Raw genomic sequence first — 23,060 nt, 5'->3', positions numbered from 1 at the left:
ACCATGGATAAGCTCCTTCGGCGTGCGCGCAATCCGGTGATCCTGTTGGCCCTGCTGACGGCTGCGCCCAGTGCGCCACCGACCGACATGGCGCGGTGGCAGGCGCAGTCGTCGCGCGTCACGATCACGCGCGACGACTGGGGCATCCCGCATATCCGTGGGCGATCAGACGCGGATGCGGTATTCGGACTGATCTACGCGCAGGCGGAGGACGATTTCGCGCGAATCGAGGCGAATTACCTGATCGCGCTCGGGCGTAGCGCCGAAGCAGACGGCGAAGACGCGGTATGGGCGGACCTTCGCCAGCGGCTGTTCGTCGATCCCGCGGACCTGAAAAGCCAGTATGCCGCCAGCCCGGCCTGGTTGCGTCCGCTCATGCAGGCATGGGCGGACGGACTGAACTATTATCTGGCGACGCATCCGCAGACCAAGCCGAGAGTCCTCACCCGGTTCGAACCCTGGATGGCGCTCAGCTTCACCGAAGGGAGCATCGGCGGGGATATCGAACGGATCTCGCTCAGCGATCTGAAGACCTTCTACGGCAAGCCCACCCCGCCCTCGCCGGAAGAACGCGGCATGGTGCCGCGCGAGCCGTCGGGCTCGAACGGTATCGCGATAGCCCCCCGCCTCACCACGAACGGCCGTGCGCTGCTGCTGATCAATCCGCACACCAGCTTCTATTTCCGCTCCGAGGCGCAGATGACGAGCGGCGAAGGCCTGAACGCGTACGGCGCCAGCACCTGGGGGCAGTTCTTCGTCTATCAGGGCTTCAACTCCAAGGCTGGCTGGATGCACACCTCCGCGACGGTCGACAATATCGACGAGTTCGCCGAACGGATCGCGCGGACCGGTGACCGCTATGCCTATCGCTACGGCACCGAAGTCCGCCCGGTCACCACGCGCACTGTCACTATACGCTATCGCCGAGCCGACGGCACGATGGATGAGCGCCGCTTCACCACCTATGCGACGCATCACGGACCGATCGTCGCAATCAAGGGCGGACGATGGATCGCGACCGCGCTGATGTGGAAGCCCGTCCCCGCCCTGGAACAAAGCTATCTGCGGACCAAGGCGACCGATCTCGCCAGCTACATCGCCGTCGCCGAGCGGAAGGCGAATTCGTCCAACGACACGCTGTTCGCCGACGACAAGGGCGAGATCGCGTTCCTGATGCCGCAGTTCATGCCGATCCGCAGCGACCGGTTCGATTATACCCGTCCCGTCGATGGCAGCGATCCCGCAACCGACTGGCACGGGCTCCACACGCTCGCCAGCCTGCCGAGCGTCGCCAACCCGCGGACCGGCTGGGCACACAACACCAACGACTGGCCCTGGAGCGCGGCCGGGCCGGACAGCCCCAAGGCTGCGGACTATCCGAAGTACATGGATCAGGTCGGCGGCAACGCGCGCGGCGTCCATGCCGACCTGCTTCTGACCGGCAGACGCGGCTGGACTCCCGAGACGCTCCGCGCCGCCGCGTTCGATTCCTATTTGCCCGCCTTCGCCCGACTGATCCCCGGACTGGTAGAGGCCTGGGACGCGCTGCCTGCCCGCGATCCCCGGCGCGCGTCGCTCGCCGCGCCGATCGCGCTGTTGAAGCGATGGGATCACCGTTGGCGCTACGACTCGGTTGCGACCAGCCTCGCGGTGTTCTGGGGCGACCAGTTGTGGCGCGAGGTCGGCAGCTTCGCGCAGGCCGAGCGCTTGAACGTGCCGGACTACATCGACGCGCGCGTATTGCCCGACGCCAAGCTGGCCGCGCTGTCCGCCGCCGTCGACCGCCTGACGCGCGATTTCGGCGACTGGCGCACGCCGTGGCAGCAGATCAACCGCTTCCAGCGGCTCGACGACGCGATCCAGCCGCATTTCGACGACGCGCGCGGATCGATTTCGGTGCCGTTCACCTCGGCGCAATGGGGCAGTCTCGCGTCGTTCGGCGCCAAGCCCTGGCCGGGGACGAAACGCTATTATGGCACCGGCGGCAACAGCTTCGTCGCGGTCGTCGAGTTCGGCCCGCGCGTAAAGGCGATGGCGGTGATGGCCGGCGGCCAGAGCGGCGACCCGACGTCACCGCACTTCGCCGACCAGACGTCGCGCTACGCGGAGGGCAGGCTGCGTCCCGTCTATTTCTATCCCGAAGACCTCAAGGGGCACGTCGAGCGTAGCTACCGCCCCGGCGGCTGACGTCGCGGCGACGCGTCCGGTGCTCTCCAATCCTGTCGACGAGCACCTCGCATCCGCCTCGCAGAGCGTCGCCGCGCCTAGCTTTTTGTCGCTTCCCCTTCCAGCTTGTCCTGTGTCCGTGTGTCGAAGTCGCTCGCGTCATGGCGTTCGTGGAGCTGGCTGGCAGGATCGCCCATCACGCGGTTGACCATCCGCCCGCGCTGGACCGCCGGCCGCGCGCCGACCAGGTCGGTCCAGCGCCGGACGTTCTTATAGTCGCTCACCTGAAGGAACTCGGCGGCGTCGTACACCTGGCCCGTCACTAGCGCGCCGTACCAGGGCCATACCGCCATGTCGGCGATCGAATACGCGTCGCCACCGACATATTCGCTCTCGGCCAGCCGCCGGTCCAACACGTCGAGCTGACGCTTAACCTCCATCGCGAAACGGTCGATCGCATATTCGATCTTCACGGGGGCATAGGCGTAGAAATGCCCGAACCCGCCGCCCAGCATCGGCCCCGCACCCATCTGCCAGAACAGCCACGAGAGCACTTCGGCGCGCTTGGCAACATCGGTCGGCAGGAACGCGCCGAACTTTTCGGCAAGGTAGACAAGGATCGAGCCGGATTCGAACACCCGGATCGGATCGGCGCCGCTACGATCGACCAGCGCGGGGATTTTCGAATTGGGATTGGCGTCGACGAAGCCGCTACCGAACTGGTCGCCGTCCATGATCTTGATGAGCCAGGCGTCGTATTCGGCCCCCGTATGACCGGCGGCGAGCAGCTCCTCGAGCATAACGGTCACCTTCACGCCGTTGGGCGTTGCCAGCGAATAGAGCTGGAGCGGGTGCTTGCCGACGGGCAGGTCCTTGTCATGCGTGGCACCCGCGATCGGGCGGTTGATGCTCGCGAACCGGCCTCCGCTCTGCTTGTCCCAGGTCCAGACCTTCGGCGGCGTATATTCGGCTGTCTCGGTCATTTGCGTTCTCCGCTATCTCTAATCTGCTCCGCGAATTGAGCCGTTGCCGAGTTATACGCAAGGGCAGAGCTGAAGTCGCTGAGCCGAGATTGTCTGTTAGAAGCCGTCCGGGTTTGGGTCTTCCGTCTTTCAGATGCCGGAAGACCCACTTGCGGACGTTCCCGCGCCCTCTCGGCGCGTTCGGCACCCAGCATTTCTCATGACGTACTCAAGGATGCCGGAACCATTGGCTGGGCTGCGCGGAACAGCGCGAAGTCGGGTCGCCACAAGCTGGAAACATGGGTGGTCCAGCCAACTCCGGATTGGTCGCGCGAGCCGTTTGAAGAGTGTGTTGATTCCGCAATTGATCGACTGCCGGCAGCTCTGGCGTTGTACAGTCAGGCGGCTTTTCTTTGCCGATCGTTCGCATCTGCCGTCGCTGGCGATCTGCAGCGACGGTAGGGCTCGATCTCGGCTCTCTCTGGAATGCCGGCGAACGGATCGGTGCCGCAGGCGACACTCGCCAAGGATCGAGGGCGCTTCGCTATTCGGCCGTCACCTCGCCGCGCAAATCCTCGCTCACTCATGGCGCCGCCGGTCACACCACGCATAGTTGACGATCGCCAAGCGCCAGCCGCCGCTCGACCCATTTCGAAAATGCCAGATGCGGCACCGCGACGGTTGCGAGAAGCTGGAACGCCTGTGCGGTCAGGTCGGCGGGCAGGAACCGCCCGAGGCTGGTCGCAAAGACGACCCAGCCGCTGATCGCTGCCACCGACAAGGCTGCCCCCGTCGCCAGCCACCAGCGATGCGAAACTCCGCTCAACGTGATCCGCGCATCTGCGAGGTGACGTGGCGAATGCAGGAACACGAAGAACAGCGCGAACCCCGCGACTGGCGGCGCAACGACCAGTACCAAGATCGCAACCGCCGTCGCCGCAGCCCATTCGCGTGCACCATTCCGCCAAGCGTCGACGATGCCTACCATCGTGACAAGCAGTGCGACGGGCGCAACCGCGATCAGCGACCGTGCGATCGTTTCGCCACCGGGGCCACCAACCATCGCGACGAACAGCCGCGCGACATCGGCGGGGTGGCCAATCGCGGGTGCGGCGATGACCGCTGTACCGGCAGCAACCTTGAGCAACGGCTCGTCGATCATGGTCCAGTCCTCGCCGAAATGCACCGACGCGACCGCGACGAACGCGACCAACGCGATCAGGGGACTCACAATCCATAGCGTGGCCATTGCAGCGGCGATGCCGATATAGCCACCTACCGCGAGGCCTAGGTCGAAGCGCCCGAGACGGCTTGCGCGCGCGAGCAAGGCAATGTCGTAGGCGCCATGTGGCATCCCGCCGCCAGTGAAGACCAGTGTCGCGATCAGGGTCGCGACCGGTCCTTCGAGCGGTAGTCCTGCGGCCAGCGCCACGCCAAGATAGATGGCGACAAGCCAGAAGGCGGGGTGGACGACGCCGCGCACCGAGGCGGCGCGGCGGTCCAAGCGGGTCACGGCAGCATATGCCGTGACCCGAACATTGGCGTTGGTATCAATGGGCGTGGAGTGCGATGCCATTCGCCTCGACCTGGGATTTGCGGACCGAGATCATGTAGATCAGCACGCCGACTCCGGCCTTCGCGATAATGTCGGCGATGGTATATCCAAGCTGGATAACTGTCGTTGCCGTCGCACCGCTGATACCGGCATAGGGCGCCATATAGACGATCGGATAAAAGCCCCATGAGGCGAAGGTCAGCAGGCGCGCCTTCCGCACCAGATCGCGCGCGGCGGCAGGTTGCTGTTCGATCGACTCGCCGAGCCCGCGAAACAACTCCCAGACTATGTAAATGAAGGGTATCGACGACAACGTACCCCACAGGGCGCGGGTCGGAATGTCGATCGCAATTTCACCAGGATAGCCCAGTACGATCATCAGTGCCGCGGCCGAACCCAGCCGGACGGTCTTGGATGAGGTCTGCTCGGGTGACAGCCGCATCACCAGCACGAGTTCGATCAGCAGCAGCGGCACGGTCAGCAGCCAGTCGACATAACGATAGGCGTCATTGAACGCGAAGCCGGTCGCCGAAATGATGCCGTCCTTCAGAGTGTAGGCAGCGTTCCAGCTCTCGAAGATGCGCAGGTAATGATAGGCGGCGATAGCGGTCACCAGCCCCGAGATGGTCACCGCAGTGCGGTACGCCGACGCGACCTGTGATCGACACAGCCACAGGAAGGCGGTCGCTGCGGCCATCGTCGCGAACGTGAATGAAAACGCGTTGTACACCAGTGAGAACTGGAACGGGGTTATGCTGTCCATTAAGGTCTCCATCGCCTTGCTGTGCCAAGCCCGCTACGCTGGCGAACCGGCCTTGTTGCGGGAGAGCGAGGGCCGATGGAGAGATCGGCTGTTGCCCACCCGGAGATGGCGCCACAGCGACTTGAAGGGCAACGGAGGGAGTTCCACCCAAGTCACGGAACCGATGGCTAATACAGCCCGCGACCCAGCCGCTGTGACGACCAAGGATTGGATACGCCGGAGGGGAGCACGGGGCGATACGGACCTTGGCCCATACCCGCTGCCAAATTAACTCGAAGGTTAGATCTCAGATCAAAGTCCGGCCTCGACCGCGAGCCGGACCAAGTCCGCCGTGGTGGTCAGGCCGAGCCGGTCCATCAGTATGGCTCGGTGCATTTTGACGGTCTTCTCAGCCAGCCCAAGTTCGGCGGCAATCTGTTTGTTGAGGCGACCCTGTGCAACGAATTTGAGCACCTGACCCTGCCGTGTTGACAGCGCCTTGACCATTTCTGCCGCCCTGATCCGGCGCATGCTCGTCGGTGTTGCAGCGTTCGTGTCGATCTCGACTTGAGAGCCCAGGAAATACAGCAGGCGGTCTTCCTCGTCATACAGCGGCGCGACCAGGACGGCGTTGCGGAACGGCTGCCCGTTGCGCTTGTAGTTGAGTATCTCGACCAGCACCGGCTTGTGCTCCCGCACTCCGCGTCGGATTTCTTCCGATAGCCAAGGTTCGGTCGCCGGTCCCGAAAGAAAACGGCAATTGCGTCCCACGACCTCGTCCGTCGCATAGCCCGTCAGATCGCAGAACGGCTGATTGCATGCGACAATCGGGTTGTCGGGCAGACGTGGATCGCTGATTACCGACGGTATCGGGCTGTCGGTGACGAGCCGCATAAGGCGCTGGTTCGACCTTGCCTCGGCACTGTCGATTGAAATGGTGCCTATAGTCATCCCGCATCGATCCCCCGACGCTTGATCAGTCGCCTGCGCCCTCTGATGCTGAATACCATGCTTCTGCATAAAATCGTTAAGAACATAATCGTGGGTAAAGATCGACACCGTAGGAAACGCGGCTCAAGATGCGAGCGAAGCAGTGCGGATCGATCGCCCTAATTCTTGTTTATATAGATTATATTTATCAGCTTTTATCCGTAAAATAGGAGAGTCGTGAGGATTCACGGACAAATTGTGCAACCCTTTCTCTTGATTAGGACTCGTGAAGCTTGGTAAGATTCGGCCTACATTCGCCCGTTTGTATCACTTTCAAAGATACTATTGACATTTCATGCGCGCTTCACTTAGGTTTACCACCTAAAACGCAGGACTGCACCTTCGGCTAGAGCCAAACGGCCCTTTCCATTGCACGTATGTACGGCGCGCTTGCGCTGTGCTCCATCATAGGTTGGTTGAACGGCACAGCTTCCGATCTATCTCGAACGCTCATCGAAGGCTGTGCCCACCCCCCTGATTGGCATCGCTGGGAAGCGGCGTACCGACCCTCAAAAGTATATGGTTCAGCAAACAACGCATTCCCAACGACCGGCTATTTCGGGTCGTGTCGGCTGTCAGGCCGCACCAATACACGCTCGTTCCGTGTCCGCCTTCCGCATTCACGGCCGAGAAGGAGTGGAAGTTCAACGCTCGGGATGCACCAGTCCGCGTTCGCGATGAAGTCGCACGCCTTCTGGCAGTCAGCGGTCGATCCACACCCAATAGGGGTCTGGGGAGTGATCGAGCGGGTTTGATCGATCTGATAGACCTCGGTCGCGGCGCCGCAGATGCAGCTCTTACCGTAAACACTGCCGGGAGCAGAGAGGACGTGGCGCCGGACACGCCGGCGCCACGAATTGCGTCACGGCATGAGTACCGTGTCCACCACGTGGACCACACCGTTCGACTGCATCACGTCTGCCGTCGTCACGGTAGACTTGCCGCCCTTGGCGTCGGTCAGCACGATCTTGCCGTTCGTGACGCGCGCCGTGAGCGCCTCACCCTGCACGGTAGTGAGCGTCGCCTTGCCGCCCCCGGCCTTGATCGCAGCGAGTGCATCCTTCGCGGTGATCTTCCCCGGCACGACGTGGTAGGTCAGAATACCCGCAAGCTGCGCCTTGCTCTCGGGCTTCAACAGCGCCGTCACCGTACCGGCCGGCAGCTTCGAAAAGGCCGCGTTCGTCGGCGCGAACACCGTGAACGGGCCGGGACCGGACAGCGTCTCGACGAGATCCGCCGCCTTCACCGCGGCGACAAGCGTCGTCAGGTTGCTGGCGGCGGAGGCATTCTGGACGATGGTTTTGCTGGCATACATGACGGCGCCGCCAACCTTCGGGTTAGCCGCGACCGCAATAACCGGCACTGCAACCGACAGTGCGAGGCAAACGCCCAATGTGCGCGCTATCCGTGATGTCATCTTGGTTCTCCTAGCATCTTACATTCCCGTCTGCCGGCCACCGACAAGCGTTCGGGATCCTGAAGCGACGGACCTGAAGGGTAGTCACAGCGCCTTTCAGGGGCGCACAATCACTCACCATCAGCCCACCCGCGGTCTCGGCACTGAGCGTTCGCGAGGCAATACGGACCAAAGGACAGGTCCGACCTTCCTGAGCGAACAATGCGACCCCCGATCCGCTGCTGGGCGATCAGATCTTTCGTAGAACGACGCGACGATGGCCGGAATGGGATACGGCCGAAGGTCCGTATCGTGACCCGCTCGGCGAAAGCGTAACGCAACCAACCCGCGGGTCTGCCCCCACCAGCACCGACCGGACGTTGCAGCCTTCGCCCCTGTTGCGGTGCCGCACCCGCGGTTATCGCGCGGGATCGAACGACTGCTCGTAGCGTGCCGCAGATTCTCGACCGGCCCCCAGGAAAGACGACCGTCATGACCCGCCAGCGCGCTATAGTAATCGGATCGGGGATCGGCGGCATCGCCTGCGCGATCCGCCTGCAGAGCCTCGGCTTCGATACGCAGATCGTCGAGCAGCTCGCCGATGTCGGCGGCCGCGCCTATGTCCGCCGCGTCGACGGCTTCGTCTTCGACATGGGGCCGACCGTGCTCACCGTCCCGCATTTCATCGAGGAGCTGTTCTCGCTGGAGCGCGACGCGGCGATGCTCGACGAACCTGACTTTCCGCCATCAGTGCTCGCCGAGGGAGCCCGGGTGGTATCGGGCGCCAGCGGCGGCCCGAACACGCGCCGCTATGTCGACATCGTGCCGATCCTGCCATTCTACCGGATCTATTTCGACGACGGCAGCTTCTTCGATTACGATGCCGACCCGGTCAACGTGCGGGCGCAGATCGCGCGGTTGGCCCCCGAGGATCTCGACGGCTACGAACGCTTCCACGAGGCCGCCCGCGCAATCTTCGAGCGCGGCTTCCTTGAGCTTGGCTATACCTATTTCGGCTCGCTCGGCTCGATGGTCGGCGTGCTCCCGGACCTGTTGAAGCTCGGCGCGATCCAGCCGTTGTTTTCGCTGATCTCGAAATATTTCAAGAGCGACAAGATGCGGCAGGTGTTCAGCTTCGAGCCGCTGCTGATCGGCGGCAATCCGCTGAAGGTGCCCGCAATCTATGCGATGATCCATTTCGTCGAAAAGACCTGGGGCGTGCATTTCGCGATCGGCGGCACCGGCGCGCTGGTAAAGGCGATGGTCCGCAAGTTCGAGGAACTCGGCGGATCGGTGCGGTTGAACGCCAAGGTCGACCGGATCGAGGTCGATAAGCGCGGCCGCAAGCGCGTCGCGACCGGCGTGACGCTGGCGAACGGCGAAACGCTGGCCGCCGATCTGGTCGTCTCCAACGCCGACTATGCGACCACCTATCTCAAGCTCGTCGACAAGGCGCACCGGCGGATCAATCGCGACGCGCTGGTCAAGTTCCGCAAGCAGAGCATGTCGCTGATGGTGATCTATTTCGGCTATCGGATGCAGGAGGGCGCCCCCGACCTGCGGCACCACAACATCATCCTCGGCCCGCGCTACGAGGAGCTTCTGACCGACATTTTCGAGCGCAAGATCCTCGCCGACGACTACTCGCAATATCTCCACATCCCGACGATCACCGACCCCAGCCTCGCGCCGGCGGGGCACCACGCGGCGTACACGCTGATCCCGGTGCCCAACAACCAGAGCGATATCGACTGGGATGCGGTCGGCGAAGGCTTTGCCGACACGGTGCTGACGTTCCTCGACGAACGCGGCTACATTCCCGGCCTGCGTGAGCGGATCGTCCATCGCAGCTTCGTGACGCCGGACTATTTCGAAGAGGTGCTGGGATCGCATCTCGGCAATGGCTTCGGCGTCGAGCCACGGATGACGCAGACCGCGTTCTTCCGCCCGCACAACCGTAGCGAGGATGTCGCGAACCTCTATCTGGTCGGCCAGGGCACGCAGCCGGGCGGCGGCACGCCCTCGGTGATGATGTCCGCCAAGATGACGGTGCGAGAGATCGCGCGCGATTTCGCGATAGATCCGCGGATCGTCGGCGGCGTGCCGTCGGAGGTCGCCGATGATCGACCGCTGGCGACGGAGCGGGCGGAAGTCTGAACGGTCCGCCCCCGGCGTTCGCGCTACGCGGTGGCCAAAATCCGCTCGGCAAGCTGCCGCCCGGATAGCCATGCACTCTCGATGCGCGGCGCGATCAGCCAATCGCCCGCAGCACCGATCCGATCGCTACCGTTCCACAGACAGCCGAGGTCGGTGGCCGTAGCGCGCGCATAGCGCCACCGATGCCCGGCACGAACGATAGGCACAGGCATGTCGGCGCCGCACTGCGTCGCCAAGGCCGCGATCAGACGATCGACGACGGTATCCGCCGGTTCCTCGAGATGCGCGGTCGACCATGCCGGCGTCGCGTGCACGACCCAGGCTTCCGGGCCGGTTCGTCCAGGCTTCGCGCTGTTGCGCGCGGCCCAGTCGATGATCCCTGCGTCCCGGATCACGTCGTGCGCGATCGCCAGTGGACGGTCGAACGCAAGCATCGCCGTCCAGCACGGCGTCGATCGACAGGCGAGCGCCTCGCTCGCCATCGCCGGATCGTGCGGTGCGAGCAACGGCGCGGCCTGCTCGGCGGGCGTCGCGACGACGACGGCGTCATAGCTCTTCGTCAAAGATTCTGTCACCGGCGCCTCGACCCGCCACCCTTCGGCCGTATTGCGGATATCTGTGACGCGGTAGTTCCAGTGGACCTTGGTCTGCGCCGCGAGGTGCTTGACGATCGCGCTCATGCCATCGGTGCCGACCCACGCGTCCTCGCCGGCAGCGGGCCAGCGTGCGACCACCCCGTCGGCTTCCCAGACATGCATGGCCTCGGCAAACGCGGGATTACGCATCGTCAGATACTGCGCACCATGATCGAAGGCGACCTCGCTGCCGGCCCCCCCGCCTCCAGGCCCCCCGCCTTTGGGCATCGCGATGCGCCGCGTCGACATCCGTCCACCGGCACCACGCCCCTTGTCCAGCACCGTGACGTCGCAGCCATCCTGCTGGAGCCGTAGGGCGCAGGACAGCCCTGCAATGCCCGCACCGACGATCGCAATCTTCACGCATATCTCCAACCGATGGCACCGGGACATTGCTGCCCCGGTGCCGGATTGTACAGGGGCTCAGCCGGTTGGCAGCAGCACCTTGTCGATCACGTGGATCACACCGTTGGTGCAGGCGATGTCGGCAGTCACCACCTTGGCGCCGTTGACGGTCACGCCGTCGGTGCCATCGACATGGACCGTCGCGCCGCCTGCGGTGGCCGGGTCGAGCACCTTGCCGCTCACGTCCGCCGCCATCACCGTACCGGGCAGCACGTGGAGCAGGAGGATCTCGGTCAGCTTGGCCTTGTTCTCTGGCTTGACCAGATCGTCGACGGTGCCGGCCGGCAGCGCGGCGAAGGCGTCGTCCGACGGTGCGAAGACGGTGAACGGCCCCTCGCCCTTCAGCGTGTCGACCAGCCCCGCGGCGCCGACCGCCGCGACCAGCGTCGTGAACGAGCCCGCAGCAACGGCGGTATCGACAATATCATGCTTGGTATCGGTCATCTTCTTCGTCCTAAATCAGAGCAAAATAGCGCTTTTGCCAAGTTTTCGGGCGGCGCACGATCCGCCGCGGCCGTTGTTCGGGGCCGAAAATCGGAGGTCGTCTCGCCGTTTCGTCGCCCGGCGGATCCCTCATTCCACCCAGTCAAGCCATGCGCGATATGACCTTTAGGGCGTATGATAATCGACGTCGTCAACGCCACCTCTTACTCTGCCTCCGAAGGAGGCCTGCTGCTTTTCCACCACGTATCGCCCTGAAATCCGACAATACGGTGCGATGTTTTGCCTCTACGTGCTGTTCCAGTTGACCCAAGTGGGGACATTCGCGTGCTGACACGGCTTTTGCAGACGTACTCTGCCGCGCTAACTCCTCGACACGGTGGAGATATGCGATGGTGCACCCGTCGTTAGATCCAGCTTTTCATGAACTCCGGCCCTGCCCGCGAGTACAACGTACCGCTAGAGCCCCATGCCTGCATCGCATCCTGGGAGGGGGACCGGATCAACGTCTGGGAACTAAGCCAGTGGGTCGGCGGTGCGCGCAGCGTCGTCTCTGAATGGCTCGGCATTCCGGCAGAGAACGTTCGGATCATCTCGCCCTATGTCGGTGGCGGCTTTGGCTCGAAGATCGGTGCGCATCCCCATGTCGGGCTAGCCTGCGCCGCCTCGCGCAAACTCGGGCGGCCGGTCAAAGGTGTCGCTGACCCGTCCACAGACCTTCACCGGCCTTGGCGGCCGGCCGGCGACGCGGCAGAACATCGCGATCGGTGCGAGCAAGGACGGCAAGATCGTCTCGATCGTCCATGAAAGCTGGAACGAGACGGCGATCGATGAGGTGCACGTCGAGGCCTGCAACAACGTCACCAAGATCATGTACGCGACGCCGAACTTCGCCTCGCGCATCAACGTCACGCCGGTCCATACGGTCATGCCCGGCTGGAAGCGCGGCCCAGGCGAAAACCCGAGTGCCTGGGCGCTGGAAAGCGCGATGGACGAGCTCGCTTATGCGCTCGACATGGATCCGATCACGCTGCGCCTCGCCAACTGGGCCGACGTCGATCCGAGCAACCAGATGCCTTGGTCGACGCGTCAGCTGCGTGAAGCCAATGCCGCGGGGGCGGACGCGATCGGCTGGTGGCAGCGGGACCGCCGTCCCCGCTCGATGCGCGAGGGGCGGGAGTTGATCGGTTACGGCATGGCGGCCGGCGCCTATCCGATGATCGGCACGGCCAGCGAAGCGAAGATCGTGTTTCATGCGAACGGCCTGATCGAAGTGTTGAGCGCGGGCACCGATATCGGCACCGGCACCTACACGATCCTCGCCCAGGCGGCTGCCGAAGTCCTCGACGTACCGGTCGACACTATCAAGGTGCGGCTGGGCGATACCATCCTGCCGCGGTCGGCACTCGCCGGCGGATCGCAACAGGCGAACAATCTCGGCGGTGCCGTCACGCGCGCCGCAAGGAACGCGCGCAACGCGCTGGTGGCCCTGGTGGCGAACGATCCCGGATCGCCACTCGCGAGCGCGAAGGTTGGGCATCTGACTTACGCCAAAGGCGCGATACGTCCGACCCGCCGTCCCGGCAAAGGGCTCACGATCGCCGATCTGCTCAAGGCGGTCGGCAAGGCCAAACTCGAAATCGAAGGCAACACTTTCGCCGCGGATGCCACCGGGGAAATGAAGAAGGGCGTCGACCGCAGCTTTGCGCAATTAAAGGGCGCGACGGAGGGCGGCGTGTCCGCTCATGCCTGGTGCGCGCAGTTCGTCGAGGTGCGCGCCGACGAGGATTTCTGCGCGATCCGGGTGAAGCGCATGGTATCGGCGTTCGACAGCGGCCGCATCTTCAACCCGAAGCTCGCCGAAAGCCAATGGTTCGGCGGCATGGTCATGGGGCTTGGACAAACCCTGCTCGAAGAAGGGCTGATCGATCAGCGCGACGGCCGCACCGTCAACGCTAACTTCGCCGACTATGCGGTGCCGGTAAACGCCGACGTTCCTGAAATGCAGGCGATCTCGGTCGGCATTCCAGACCTGAGGGCGACTGCGCTCGGCGGTAAGGGGGTCGGCGAAATCGGGGTGGTCGGAGTGGCGCCAGCCATCGGCAACGCCGTTTTCCATGCCACAGGTAAACGGATACGCAGCCTACCGATCACGCTCGAGAGGTTGGCGTAATTGCGCGATGGCGCGCGCGAAAGGAAAGAGACCAGAAACGACGACACCCCTAGCCCCGGAGCTTGCGCTACGGGGCTAGGGGTGTCGTCAAAAGTGGTTGCGAGGAGCCGCCCTAGCAAAGCCGGACATTCCCTTGCGGTCACAGTGTAGCCCTTATAGATTCATGCCCTTCCGTCCTACCAATGGTGTCGGTTCGTTAGATGGAGACCCTCATGACGGCAGCCCGCGATCACGCGTCGCTAACTACGGTGGACACTGTGCGTCGAGGCCGAGCGCACCGATAGAGCGCGTCGACGGATTGGCCACCCCGTATCTTGCGTTGTTATGGGAACGATCCGGATAATCTCTATCTAGGGTCTTATGACTAATACCATTCTTTATCTCGGGCTTATGGAAGACGGGGAGATCGAGCTTGATCTGGCCGCACTTGAATTGGCAGCGCTCGATCACCCCGATGTCGAGCTCGATGGATACATCGCCGAGCTCGCCGACATAGAAATAGCCCTACGCGCTGCCGAAGGCGACACAGCAGGCAGCGTAGCTCAGTCCCAGGCACTGAGCACCGTGATGGTTGAGGAGTTCGGGTTTTCCGGCGACCGCACGCACTACGACGATCCCCAGAATGCAGATTTGATCGCCGTCGTCGATCGACGGCTCGGTCTGCCGATTAGTCTTTCAATCCTCTATGTGGCGATGGCACGACGCCTCGGCTGGTCGGCGATGCCGCTCAACACCCCCGGCCACGTTCTGGTGCGCCTGGGCGACGCGTCGGATGCGCTGATTATCGATCCCTTCAATGACGGTCGCATCGTCGACCCTGAACAGGTGGAGGCCTTGTTGGAGCAGATGACGGGCCAGGCACGGTTTTCCGACGGGATGCTTCCCCTGTCGAACCGATCGGCACTCGTTCGACTGCTGCTTAACCAGGCGACCCGTGCTGAGCAGGCTGGCGACCCCGCGCGCGCATTGGTCCTATACGACCGCATGACGATCGTGGCACCCACGCACGCTCATGGTTGGTGGGAGCGAGCCAGACTTCAGCTGGTCGCAGGAGATGTGGCCGGCGCCCGCACCAGTCTCAGCGCGATGCTGGAAATTACCCGGGACAACGATTTACGCCTCCAAGTATCGGCAGCGCTGGATGCCCTGCCCCGGCCAACGCTGTCTTAAATATCTCGGTGGGATTCTCCTCCTCACGACGTTTATCCGAAACGCGTCATTAAAGCCCCATCTGTTCAGTCCGGCTCTAGCCCCCTGCACGGAGTGTTCAATCTCTACGCAAATGACTCTGCTTGAACGGGGGGACTGTTCAACGCCGGGTGTTCCCTCACGGTATACCCATAGGGTACACGACGCGAGCTTCCGACATCTCGTCGATGGTCACGGCAAAGACCGTGCTGCTCAGCATCAGGCTCGGGGGGACGTGGTGGGGAGTGAGGGGCCCCGCTGACGGTACCGTCCAGTGCGACGAGCCCCGATGCAGCCATCGCGGCAAGTCCAGTTCGACGATCCATGCGCTTGGTCTTCCCTATGCCGCTACGTTGACGAAGCACATTCCGCTCCCGTTGCGCGCGTCGACTGAGACCGCGTTCAACGCCAGCCCGCGAATGTTATAGGCAACGAAACCGTGGAGCCCGACCGCAGCCACATTCTCAAGCCGAATATCCCTCACGGGCTTTCGGGAAGGGCGGCCAGGTAGATCGCGTTTTCGCCGATCGTCTCCAGGGTGGTGTTCTCGAACGCTATGTTGCGGATGATCGACGTGCCGTCGTCCTTCGGTTGCCCCGCCAACCGTGCGAGATCGAGCACGCTGTAGAACTGGTCGACATAGCGCGCCCCGCGGAACCAGCGTGCACCATGATGCTCGTTGCTCTGGTTCCTGAGTGTGCGGTTTGCAACTGCGTCGGAAGCAACGATCTCAAACCCTCGTTCCTAACGTGCTGTAGTGAACAAAGATTACGGTGGTCATTGCTCCCCGTCCGCGCTAGGGGCGCTATCGCAACTCACCGGTACCGTTGAAATCCGACATGCTTCTTGCCACGTCATCACGTCCGCGATCGATCGTTCGGATCCTGCGCCGCGCCGTGTCGGTCGGTCTGGTAGCGACCGTGACCGCCTGCGCGACCTTGCCCGACCGGGTGACCTTCACGAAGGTCGATCTCGCCGCGGCGCGGGCGGTCCCTGGCGATCCGGTGCGGTTCTGGGCCGATGACGACGCGAGAACTTACGCGCGGTGGGGCGACACGCTGGTCCGCGACCGTGGCGTCACGCCTGCGCACGGCATGGCGCTGCTCGCGCTGTCGGGCGGATCGGACAAGGGCGCCTATGCCGCCGGGCTACTGAACGGCTGGACCGGCCGCGGCGGCCGCCCCGAATTCGATATTGTCACGGGCGTCAGCACCGGTGCGCTGATTGCGCCGTTCGCATTTCTGGGGTCGGCTGAGGATGCGTCGCTGACCGCGATCTATACAGGCATCAACGGCAAGGACGTTTATCGGCAGCGCGTACTCGGCGGCTTGTTTGGCGGCGCTAGCCTGCTCGACACTAAGCCGCTGCAAACTCTGATCGCGCGCTACGTTACGTCGGACTTTCTAGCGCGCGTCGCCGCCGAGCATCGCCGCGGCCGGCGCCTCCTCGTCCTCACCACAAATTTGGACGCAGAGCGCGGCGTCGTCTGGGACATGGGCGCGATCGCCGCCAGTCCCGCGCCGCGAACCCTGATCCTGTTCCGCCAAATCCTGCTCGCCTCTGCCAGCATCCCCGGCGCGTTCCCGCCGGTCATGGTCGACGTCGTCGGCAACGGCCACGCCTTTGCGGAGATGCATGTCGATGGCGGCGCAATCGGCGGTTTCTTCGTTATGCCTCGCGCCATGCTGGAGGCGGGCAATCGCCAGAACGGCCCCGGCGGCACGATCCAGATCCTTTACAATGGCCGGATCGATCCTCAGTTTGCGGTCGTCAAGCCGCGTACCTTCGGCATTATGGGTCGTGCGCTGGCAACCGTGCTGGGGGAAATCGACCGCACCGGCGTCAAGGATTTGAAAGCCTATGGCGCGGATCATGGTACCGCCGTCTCGGTCTGCGCAATCGACGACGGTTTTCAGGTCAAGGACAGCACGCTGTTCGATCCCAACTATATGCGCGCGCTCTATAACTACGGCCTGAGTGTCGGCCAGGCGGGCGACTGTCTTGCGCGTCCGGCGCCGTCCCCTCCCGCCACACCGATATCACCAAGAAGGCCATGATGGATCAAGACACCCCGCACGATGCGCCCGAGACCGACGCACCCGAGGAAAAGCCCCCACGCAAGCTGAGCGGGCGGGCGAAGCTTATCCTACTGGTGCTGGTGGCGGTGGTGGTGATCGCCGGCATCGCTTGGTATGTGCGACACGAAACGCGCGGCAAATATCTTCAGTCGACCAATGATGCGACGATCCGCGCCGATGCGGTGACGGTGTCGCCGCGCACCGCCGGCTATGTCGCCGAGGTGCTGGTGATCGACAATCAGGACGTCGCCAAGGGACAACCTTTGGTGCGCATCGATCCGCGCGACTATCGCGCGCAGGCAGCGCAGGCCGAGGCGCAGATCGCCGTCGCGCAGGCGACCGCCGACAATGTCCGCGCCTCGATCAGCGAACAATATGCCACGATCGAGCAGACACGCGCACAGCTTGCTGCCGCGCGTGCCAAGGCCGCGTACGATGCCGCCGAAGTCGCGCGCTACACGCCGCTTGCGGCCTCTGGCGCCGAACCGCGCGAACGCCTCGCTCAATTACGCGCAACCGCAATTGGTTCCGCCAACGATGCGCGCGCGCAGGCGGCGGCACTTGTCGCGCAGCAGCGCAAGGTCGGTTCGTTGCAGGCGCAGGTGCGGCAAGGGGAGGCTCAGGCCAGGGGCTCGCGTGCACAGCTGGAGTCGGCGAACGTCGACGTCAACGCGACGCTTATCCGCGCGCCGATTGCCGGCCGCGTAGGCGATAAGACAGTCACGATCGGCCAATATGCGCAGTCGGGCACGAGGCTAATGTCGCTCGTCCCCCTGAGCCAGCTCTACATCGTTGCCAATTTCAAGGAGACGCAGATCGGCCTGATGCGCGTCGGCCAGCCTGCGACGATCACGGTCGATGCCCTCGACGGCGTCGAACTGCGTGGCCGCGTCGTCAGCGTGTCGCCGGGCACAGGATCGCAATTCTCGCTGCTACCGCCCGAGAATGCGACCGGCAACTTCACCAAGATCGTCCAGCGCGTGCCGATCCGTATTGCAGTCGAGGCGGGCCCCGAGACCCGGAAGCTGCTGGTGCCGGGCCTGTCCGTGACTGTGAGCGTCGACACGATCGCCGCCAAGGACGCGCAGGACCGGATCGAGGAGGAGCAGAAGCGCCTCGATAAGCAGCATCGCTGACATGGCGAGCGCTGCGATCCAAGGCGCGAGCGGCGCGAAGCCGGCCGAGCGCGCCGATGCGAGCGCATGGCTGGCGGTGGCGGCAGGTACGCTCGGCGCGTTGATGGCGACGCTCGACATCTCGATCGTCAACTCGGCGTTGCCGACCATCCAGGGCGAGATCGGCGCCAGCGGCACCGAAGGCACCTGGGTGGCGACCGCTTATCTGGTCGCCGAAATCATCATTATCCCGATGGCGGCGTGGCTCGAACGGATGCTGGGCCTGCGCACCTTCCTGCTGATCGCCGCGGGGCTGTTCACCATCTTCTCGATCGTCTGCGGGCTGTCGACCAGCCTGACAATGATGATCATCGGGCGCGTTGGGCAAGGCTTTACCGGTGGCGCGATGATTCCAACCGCGCAGACCATCATCGCGCAGCGGCTGCCGCGCAGCCAGCAGCCGATCGGCATCGCCCTGTTCGGCGTCACCGCGATTCTGGGGCCGGTCATCGGTCCACTGATCGGCGGCTGGCTGACCGAGAATTACAGCTGGCACTATGCCTTCTTCCTCAACCTGCCGCTCTGCGCTGCGTTGGTCGCGTTGCTTCTGCTCGGCCTGCCGCACGAGAAGCTGCGGCTGCATCTGATCCGCGAGGCGGACTGGCTCGGCATCGCCGGACTCGCCCTCGGTCTGGGCGGACTCACCGTGCTCCTCGAAGAAGGCCAACGCGAACTGTGGTTCGCCTCGTCGCTCATCCGCATGATGGCGGTTGTGTCCGCGGCCGGCTTCGCGATGCTGTTCGCAGGTCAGATCGTGGCGAAGCGGCCGGTCATCAAGCTGTCGCTCCTGCTCGACCGGCAGTTCGGGTCGGTCGCGCTGATGGGCGTGGTGCTCGGCATTGTCCTGTACGGCACCTCCTACGCGATCCCCCAGTTCCTCTCCTCGATCGCGGACTATAACGCGCTGCAGTCCGGCTATGTCGTGCTGCTTTCCGGGCTGCCCAGCCTCGTCATGATGGCGATCGTGCCGATCCTACTGAAGCGCGTCGACATCCGCATCGCGGTCGCTCTCGGACTGTCGATCATGGGCCTCTCGGCGCTGATGGACGCCAACCTGACGGCCAACTCCGTCGGCAGCGACTTCACCGTGTCGCAACTGATGCGCGGCGTCGGCCAAATCTTGGGCATGCTGTTCCTAAGCCAAGCCGTCGTCCGCGCCGTAGCGCCCGAGGATGCGGGCGATGCGTCGGGCCTGTTCAACGCGGTGCGCAACCTGGGCGGCAGCTTCGCGCTCGCCGGCATCTCGATCCTGCAGGAGCAGCGCAGCTGGCTGCATTCCAGGCGGATCGAGGAGTCGCTCAACGCCAACTCGCAGGCGGTGCAAAGCTATGTTGCGAGCCTAAGTCAGCAGATGGGCGGGCGCCCCACCGCACTGCGCCTCGTCGGGCAGCAGATCCAAGGCCAGGCACTCGTCATGACCTATAACGACATCTTCTGGATCATGGGCGTCGGCACGCTCGCGGTGTTACCCTTGGTCCTGTTCCTCCGCACCTTGCCTAAGGACGCCGCACCCGCGGCGGTACATTGATGACGCACCCGCTCCCTGCCCTGCTAGCGCTGACCGCGCTCGGCGCCTGCACCGTCGGTCCCGACTATAAGGGGCCGCCCGCCGCCGCATCGGACGCCGCCAAGCGCGGCACGTTCGTCCGGGCCGGCGATGCGACGCTAGTCCCCTCCCCCGCCGTCGCGCGTTGGTGGGAAGGGCTTGGCGACCCCATCCTCACGCGCCTGATCGACGATGCGCTCGCCCACAGCCCGTCGATCGACATCGCACAGGCGCGTATCCGCCAAGCGCGCGCGTCGCTCACCCAGCAGCAGGCCGCGCAGCTGCCGAGCGCGAGCGCCAACGCCACCTATCTCCACGCGCAGCTGCCCGGCGTAGATATCGGCAGCAGTGGTGACACGGCGAGCGACGGCGCGACGACGGGATCCGATTCGTCGACCAAGCTGGACTTCTATAATCTCGGACTGAACGCATCGTGGGAGCCAGACCTGTTCGGCGGCGTACGCCGCGGTGTCGAACAATCGCGCGCGCAGATCGGGCAGCGTTTCGCCGACTTGGCCGACGCGCAGGTTAGCCTTTCTGCACAAGTCGCGCAGGCGTATGTCAATCTGCGCGATACGCAGGACCGAGCCCGGCTCAATGCGCAGTCGAGCGAGCTGCAACGGCGCGCGTTGCAACTGACACGCCAGCGCTACGCCGGCGGCACGGTTTCCGCGCTCGATGTCGAACGGTTGCAGAACCAGCTCGAATCGACTGATGCACAGAACATCCCGCTCGCCGCGCAGATCGACGAGTATCGCGACCAGATCGCCGTGCTGACCGGCCGCGAGCCAGGCACGCTCGACGCGACGCTGACGACGGTCGTGGCCGTACCACTGCCCCCTGCGCAGGTTGCGATCGCCGACCCCGCAACACTGATCGCGCACCGCCCCGACATCCGGGCCGCCGAACGCGCGTTGGCGGCCAGCTATGCCGCGATCGGCGTGAACAAAGCAAAGCAGCTGCCGGGGCTTCGGTTCATGGGCATCCTTGGTCTCGGCGGCACCGATCCCAGTGACGTCTTCGATTTTGGCAAGCTAACGACGCTCGTCACACCATCAATCAGCTGGTCCTTCCTCGATTTCGGCAAGAACCGCGCCGCCGTCCGCCAGTCCGAAGCGCAGCGCGACGAGGCAGAGGCTCAGTATCGCCAAGCCGTCCTCCAGGCGCTCCAGGACGCCGAGACGTCACTGTCGCGGTTCGGTAATCTGCGGCTGCAACTGGCCGGGTTGGGCCGCGCCGAAGTGTCGGCAACGCGATCCGCGGTACTCAACGACCAGCGCGTCCGCGCCGGCACCAGCTCAGTCATCGACCAGCTCGACATCCAGCGCCAGCGTCTCTCCGCTGCCATTTCGGTCGCGCAGGGCAAGGCCGCGCTGACGAACAGCTATATCGCCGTCCAGAAGAGCCTGGGCCTCGGCTGGAGCGCACCACCGGACGGTGCAAAGCCATGACATAAATTAATTCGATCGCCCCGGAACGCGCAAGCAGACTCACCGGTTGCGTTATCTGCTGCCCTTTACCTATGGAGTTTGTCGATTGAAGAAACTGCTGATGCTCATTGCCATGAGTCTGATGTTCACGGGGATCGGCGTCTCCGTCGCGCCCACTGATGCCCAGGCGCAATCCTATCGCTCCGATCGCGGCGCGCACCGTCCGATAGTCCGCCCCGCGCAGGTGCGTCGTGCGCAGCGTGCTCGGGCGTATCGCTACAACCGTCGCGCGTCAGCCCGCCGTGCCTACCGTGGTCATCGTGGCTATCACGCCCGCCCGGTCTACCACCAGCGCGGCCATCGCCGCCATCGTCGATGATATTGGAGGCGACGCTTACGGGCGTCGCCGCTCCACTCCAACTATATCGGAAGCGTCAGGCGTCATAACCCTTCATACGAAAGGAAGATTGCTCAGCGCCCGCTACCATTCTCCACCAAGCTGCATGCGGCGATAGCGATCTTATTGCGCGGTCTTTGCTTTGGACGCACCCGGTGTCGGGGCCGCGGAAGTGCCGTCTAGATAGCCGACCAGCTGGGCGGCCGCCCCCTCGAACGCCTGCTCAGCGTGGTTGTACGCCACGTAGGAGCCCTTGATGTTCCAGGGCTGGCCGTTGCGGTAGGTGGCGAGCTGGAGGACTGGACGCTGTGTGCCGACATCGTCAATCTGAATCTCTACGCTGCCCCCGCCGCGCAACGGGGCCAGTACGCCAAGCCCACCTGCCGCAAGCGTCGCGACCTGCAGCGGCGCGTTCAAGAACCAGCGCGTACGGCGCACGCCGGTGATCGCGCTCCGGACGCGTAGCGCGCTCCCGCGTACTTGGCTCCCCTCGACGACCTGGTACCGCCCCGACAATGCAGTCACCAGATGCTGGTGCAGCGCGTCACGCAACTGTTTTTCGGCTTTCGCATCGCGCGGCGGGGCGCGCCACTCGACCGGTTCGATAACGACCTGTTGGTAGCGCTCCGGTCGGTAATCGGGCGATACCCAGACCGCGACGTTCTTCTTTTTCGCCGGTTTCTGCAGCTGTGCGTAATCAGGCAGGAACCCCGAATGCGTAAGCTTCTGCCCACCTGTCGAACAGGCCCCCAGCAGGAGCGCAGGCATGCAGGCGACGAGCGCACGACTTTGAAAAACGCGAATCATGAAAATGTCCTGTACTGGGCCGGGGCGGAATCATGCGGACAGGCTCGTCTCACCCGATCCATAGTGGGCGTCCGGTCGCCTTGGCGGCGGTCCAGGCACCACCGCGCGCCGGGCGGCGCGCCGGCCCGCGCGCCTGTGTGGCGCAATCAGGTACGACTTCCGGCGGTTTGGCCGTGTCGTTCAGCATCGCATACAGCTCGGCACGCGCGCGCAACACGTGACTTTTCAGGCTCCCGAGCGAAATCCCCATGACGACCGCAGCCTGCTCGTACGACAGGCCTTCAATCGCGACGTGTTGCAGCGCCTCGCGACGGTTGCGCGACAGCCGGCCCATTGCCTTTTGCACGTCGGTAACTTCAACGACGATCGACTGGACCTCGGGTCGAGCGAGCCGTTTCTCGGCAGCCAGCTCGTCATACTCGCCCTCAAACCGCGCGCGGCGTCGCTGGTTGAGGAACAAGTTGCGCAGGATGGTGAAGGTCCAGGCGCGCAGGTTGGTGCCCTCGGCGAAGCCAGCGCGTGCCACCCATGCCCGCACCAATGTATCCTGTACCAGGTCGTCGGCACCCTCGGCGCCCCGCGTCAGCGACCGAGCATAGGCCTTCAGCCTAGGTCCTAGTGCCGCCAGGTCGCGTCCGAAGGCGCGGTCGGCGAGTGTCGCGTCGACTTGTCCGATCAACCGGTCGAGTTCGTGCGGCAGCGCCATATCGACTCGCGGCGGGAACGCCGCACGAAGCGGCGTGCCGACCCAATGATCAATCCCGTTGTGATGTGTCATCGTTCACCTTTGCACCGGTTGGAGACCGCCACGATGTCC

General features: G+C 64.1%; 20 protein-coding genes. 10 read left to right on the top strand and 10 right to left on the bottom strand.

Translation table 11 applies throughout. The annotated features are described in order from the left end of the window. The first annotated feature begins 3 nt into the window (after window positions 1–3). Complete coding sequence (locus tag AC3D24_RS03120) at window positions 4–2,187, top strand: penicillin acylase family protein (RefSeq protein ID WP_489028090.1); 2,184 nt, start codon at window positions 4–6, stop codon at window positions 2,185–2,187. A 77-nt stretch (window positions 2,188–2,264) separates the two neighbouring features. Here AC3D24_RS03120 and yghU read toward each other — a convergent pair whose 3' ends face one another. The 5 genes from yghU to AC3D24_RS03095 form a co-directional block, all read right to left on the bottom strand. After that, window positions 2,265–3,149 carry a glutathione-dependent disulfide-bond oxidoreductase gene (gene yghU, locus AC3D24_RS03115; RefSeq protein ID WP_489028088.1) on the bottom strand — a complete coding sequence of 295 codons (885 nt, stop codon included), beginning with the start codon at window positions 3,147–3,149 and terminating at the stop codon, window positions 2,265–2,267. Window positions 3,150–3,726: 577 nt separating this feature from the next. After that, a complete protein-coding gene (locus AC3D24_RS03110) occupies window positions 3,727–4,641 on the bottom strand; it encodes a Brp/Blh family beta-carotene 15,15'-dioxygenase (protein ID WP_489028086.1) in 915 nt (304 codons plus the stop codon). A 37-nt stretch (window positions 4,642–4,678) separates the two neighbouring features. Continuing rightward, entirely contained in the window at window positions 4,679–5,446 is a 768-nt protein-coding gene (locus AC3D24_RS03105; protein WP_489028084.1) for a bacteriorhodopsin-like, read from the bottom strand. Between the two features lie 291 nt (window positions 5,447–5,737). Continuing rightward, the gene (locus AC3D24_RS03100; protein WP_489033020.1) at window positions 5,738–6,376 is read right to left on the bottom strand and encodes a PAS domain-containing protein; all 639 of its coding nucleotides are present in this window, start codon (window positions 6,374–6,376) and stop codon (window positions 5,738–5,740) included. Between the two features lie 901 nt (window positions 6,377–7,277). Then, a complete protein-coding gene (locus AC3D24_RS03095) occupies window positions 7,278–7,832 on the bottom strand; it encodes a fasciclin domain-containing protein (RefSeq protein WP_489028082.1) in 555 nt (184 codons plus the stop codon). A 471-nt stretch (window positions 7,833–8,303) separates the two neighbouring features. On the opposite strand from AC3D24_RS03095, the gene crtI reads away from it, so the two are divergent. Beyond that, on the top strand, window positions 8,304–9,968 hold the full coding sequence (gene crtI, locus AC3D24_RS03090) for a phytoene desaturase family protein (protein WP_489028081.1): 1,665 nt from the start codon (window positions 8,304–8,306) through the stop codon (window positions 9,966–9,968). A gap of 23 nt (window positions 9,969–9,991) precedes the next feature. Here the strand turns inward: crtI and AC3D24_RS03085 are convergent, their stop codons facing one another. Together AC3D24_RS03085 and AC3D24_RS03080 are read right to left on the bottom strand one after the other, a co-directional pair. Then, the gene (locus AC3D24_RS03085; RefSeq protein ID WP_489028079.1) at window positions 9,992–10,966 is read right to left on the bottom strand and encodes an NAD(P)/FAD-dependent oxidoreductase; all 975 of its coding nucleotides are present in this window, start codon (window positions 10,964–10,966) and stop codon (window positions 9,992–9,994) included. 60 nt (window positions 10,967–11,026) lie between these two features. After that, the gene (locus AC3D24_RS03080) at window positions 11,027–11,452 is read right to left on the bottom strand and encodes a fasciclin domain-containing protein (RefSeq protein ID WP_332756231.1); all 426 of its coding nucleotides are present in this window, start codon (window positions 11,450–11,452) and stop codon (window positions 11,027–11,029) included. A 420-nt stretch (window positions 11,453–11,872) separates the two neighbouring features. Here AC3D24_RS03080 and AC3D24_RS03075 point away from each other — a divergent pair, with 420 nt between their 5' ends. The 3 genes from AC3D24_RS03075 to AC3D24_RS03065 all read left to right on the top strand — a co-directional run bounded on the left by AC3D24_RS03075 (window position 11,873) and on the right by AC3D24_RS03065 (window position 14,792). Further along, window positions 11,873–12,256 carry a molybdopterin cofactor-binding domain-containing protein gene (locus AC3D24_RS03075; RefSeq protein WP_489028077.1) on the top strand — a complete coding sequence of 128 codons (384 nt, stop codon included), beginning with the start codon at window positions 11,873–11,875 and terminating at the stop codon, window positions 12,254–12,256. Beyond that, entirely contained in the window at window positions 12,144–13,622 is a 1,479-nt protein-coding gene (locus tag AC3D24_RS03070; RefSeq protein ID WP_489028075.1) for a xanthine dehydrogenase family protein molybdopterin-binding subunit, read from the top strand. Before AC3D24_RS03075 ends, AC3D24_RS03070 begins: the two co-directional genes overlap by 113 nt. A 360-nt stretch (window positions 13,623–13,982) precedes the next feature. Then, window positions 13,983–14,792, top strand: a complete 810-nt coding sequence (locus AC3D24_RS03065) for a SirB1 family protein (protein ID WP_489028073.1) — start codon at window positions 13,983–13,985, stop codon at window positions 14,790–14,792. Between the two features lie 498 nt (window positions 14,793–15,290). Here AC3D24_RS03065 and AC3D24_RS03060 read toward each other — a convergent pair whose 3' ends face one another. Further along, window positions 15,291–15,431, bottom strand: a complete 141-nt coding sequence (locus AC3D24_RS03060; RefSeq protein ID WP_489028071.1) for a hypothetical protein — start codon at window positions 15,429–15,431, stop codon at window positions 15,291–15,293. A 218-nt stretch (window positions 15,432–15,649) separates the two neighbouring features. Between AC3D24_RS03060 and AC3D24_RS03055 the strand changes: the two genes are divergently transcribed. From AC3D24_RS03055 to AC3D24_RS03035, 5 genes are all read left to right on the top strand, one after another. Then, window positions 15,650–16,867 (top strand): patatin-like phospholipase family protein, encoded by a 1,218-nt coding sequence (locus AC3D24_RS03055; protein ID WP_489028069.1) that lies wholly within the window; start codon window positions 15,650–15,652, stop codon window positions 16,865–16,867. Further along, complete coding sequence (locus tag AC3D24_RS03050; protein WP_489028068.1) at window positions 16,864–18,024, top strand: HlyD family secretion protein; 1,161 nt, start codon at window positions 16,864–16,866, stop codon at window positions 18,022–18,024. Before AC3D24_RS03055 ends, AC3D24_RS03050 begins: the two co-directional genes overlap by 4 nt. Window position 18,025: 1 nt before the next feature. Then, window positions 18,026–19,591 carry an MDR family MFS transporter gene (locus AC3D24_RS03045; protein WP_489028067.1) on the top strand — a complete coding sequence of 522 codons (1,566 nt, stop codon included), beginning with the start codon at window positions 18,026–18,028 and terminating at the stop codon, window positions 19,589–19,591. Continuing rightward, window positions 19,591–21,060, top strand: a complete 1,470-nt coding sequence (locus AC3D24_RS03040; protein ID WP_489028065.1) for an efflux transporter outer membrane subunit — start codon at window positions 19,591–19,593, stop codon at window positions 21,058–21,060. Before AC3D24_RS03045 ends, AC3D24_RS03040 begins: the two co-directional genes overlap by 1 nt. Window positions 21,061–21,145: 85 nt before the next feature. Then, complete coding sequence (locus tag AC3D24_RS03035) at window positions 21,146–21,418, top strand: hypothetical protein (protein WP_489028063.1); 273 nt, start codon at window positions 21,146–21,148, stop codon at window positions 21,416–21,418. Window positions 21,419–21,559: 141 nt separating this feature from the next. On the opposite strand, the gene AC3D24_RS03030 is transcribed toward AC3D24_RS03035, so the two are convergent. Both AC3D24_RS03030 and AC3D24_RS03025 read right to left on the bottom strand, forming a co-directional pair. Continuing rightward, window positions 21,560–22,243: a DUF3313 family protein gene (locus AC3D24_RS03030; protein WP_489028061.1), complete on the bottom strand. Its 684-nt coding sequence runs from the start codon at window positions 22,241–22,243 to the stop codon at window positions 21,560–21,562. Between the two features lie 49 nt (window positions 22,244–22,292). Beyond that, window positions 22,293–23,021: a sigma-70 family RNA polymerase sigma factor gene (locus tag AC3D24_RS03025; protein ID WP_489028059.1), complete on the bottom strand. Its 729-nt coding sequence runs from the start codon at window positions 23,019–23,021 to the stop codon at window positions 22,293–22,295. Window positions 23,022–23,060 lie beyond the last annotated feature (39 nt).

The organism is Sphingomonas sp. SL1004, from assembly GCF_057815015.1.
This window is presented reverse-complemented; position numbering and strand designations above follow the sequence as displayed.

What these genes read in the sequence shown, in the direction of transcription:
- AC3D24_RS03120 (WP_489028090.1), top strand. Translation starts at nt 4, where the DNA reads ATGGATAAGCTCCTTCGGCGTGCGCGCAATCCGGTGATCCTGTTGGCC.
- yghU (WP_489028088.1), bottom strand. Translation starts at nt 3,149, where the DNA reads ATGACCGAGACAGCCGAATATACGCCGCCGAAGGTCTGGACCTGGGAC.
- AC3D24_RS03105 (WP_489028084.1), bottom strand. Translation starts at nt 5,446, where the DNA reads ATGGACAGCATAACCCCGTTCCAGTTCTCACTGGTGTACAACGCGTTT.
- AC3D24_RS03100 (WP_489033020.1), bottom strand. Translation starts at nt 6,376, where the DNA reads ATGACTATAGGCACCATTTCAATCGACAGTGCCGAGGCAAGGTCGAAC.
- AC3D24_RS03095 (WP_489028082.1), bottom strand. Translation starts at nt 7,832, where the DNA reads ATGACATCACGGATAGCGCGCACATTGGGCGTTTGCCTCGCACTGTCG.
- crtI (WP_489028081.1), top strand. Translation starts at nt 8,304, where the DNA reads ATGACCCGCCAGCGCGCTATAGTAATCGGATCGGGGATCGGCGGCATC.
- AC3D24_RS03080 (WP_332756231.1), bottom strand. Translation starts at nt 11,452, where the DNA reads ATGACCGATACCAAGCATGATATTGTCGATACCGCCGTTGCTGCGGGC.
- AC3D24_RS03075 (WP_489028077.1), top strand. Translation starts at nt 11,873, where the DNA reads ATGAACTCCGGCCCTGCCCGCGAGTACAACGTACCGCTAGAGCCCCAT.
- AC3D24_RS03065 (WP_489028073.1), top strand. Translation starts at nt 13,983, where the DNA reads ATGACTAATACCATTCTTTATCTCGGGCTTATGGAAGACGGGGAGATC.
- AC3D24_RS03055 (WP_489028069.1), top strand. Translation starts at nt 15,650, where the DNA reads ATGCTTCTTGCCACGTCATCACGTCCGCGATCGATCGTTCGGATCCTG.
- AC3D24_RS03050 (WP_489028068.1), top strand. Translation starts at nt 16,864, where the DNA reads ATGATGGATCAAGACACCCCGCACGATGCGCCCGAGACCGACGCACCC.
- AC3D24_RS03045 (WP_489028067.1), top strand. Translation starts at nt 18,026, where the DNA reads ATGGCGAGCGCTGCGATCCAAGGCGCGAGCGGCGCGAAGCCGGCCGAG.
- AC3D24_RS03040 (WP_489028065.1), top strand. Translation starts at nt 19,591, where the DNA reads ATGACGCACCCGCTCCCTGCCCTGCTAGCGCTGACCGCGCTCGGCGCC.
- AC3D24_RS03030 (WP_489028061.1), bottom strand. Translation starts at nt 22,243, where the DNA reads ATGATTCGCGTTTTTCAAAGTCGTGCGCTCGTCGCCTGCATGCCTGCG.
- AC3D24_RS03025 (WP_489028059.1), bottom strand. Translation starts at nt 23,021, where the DNA reads ATGACACATCACAACGGGATTGATCATTGGGTCGGCACGCCGCTTCGT.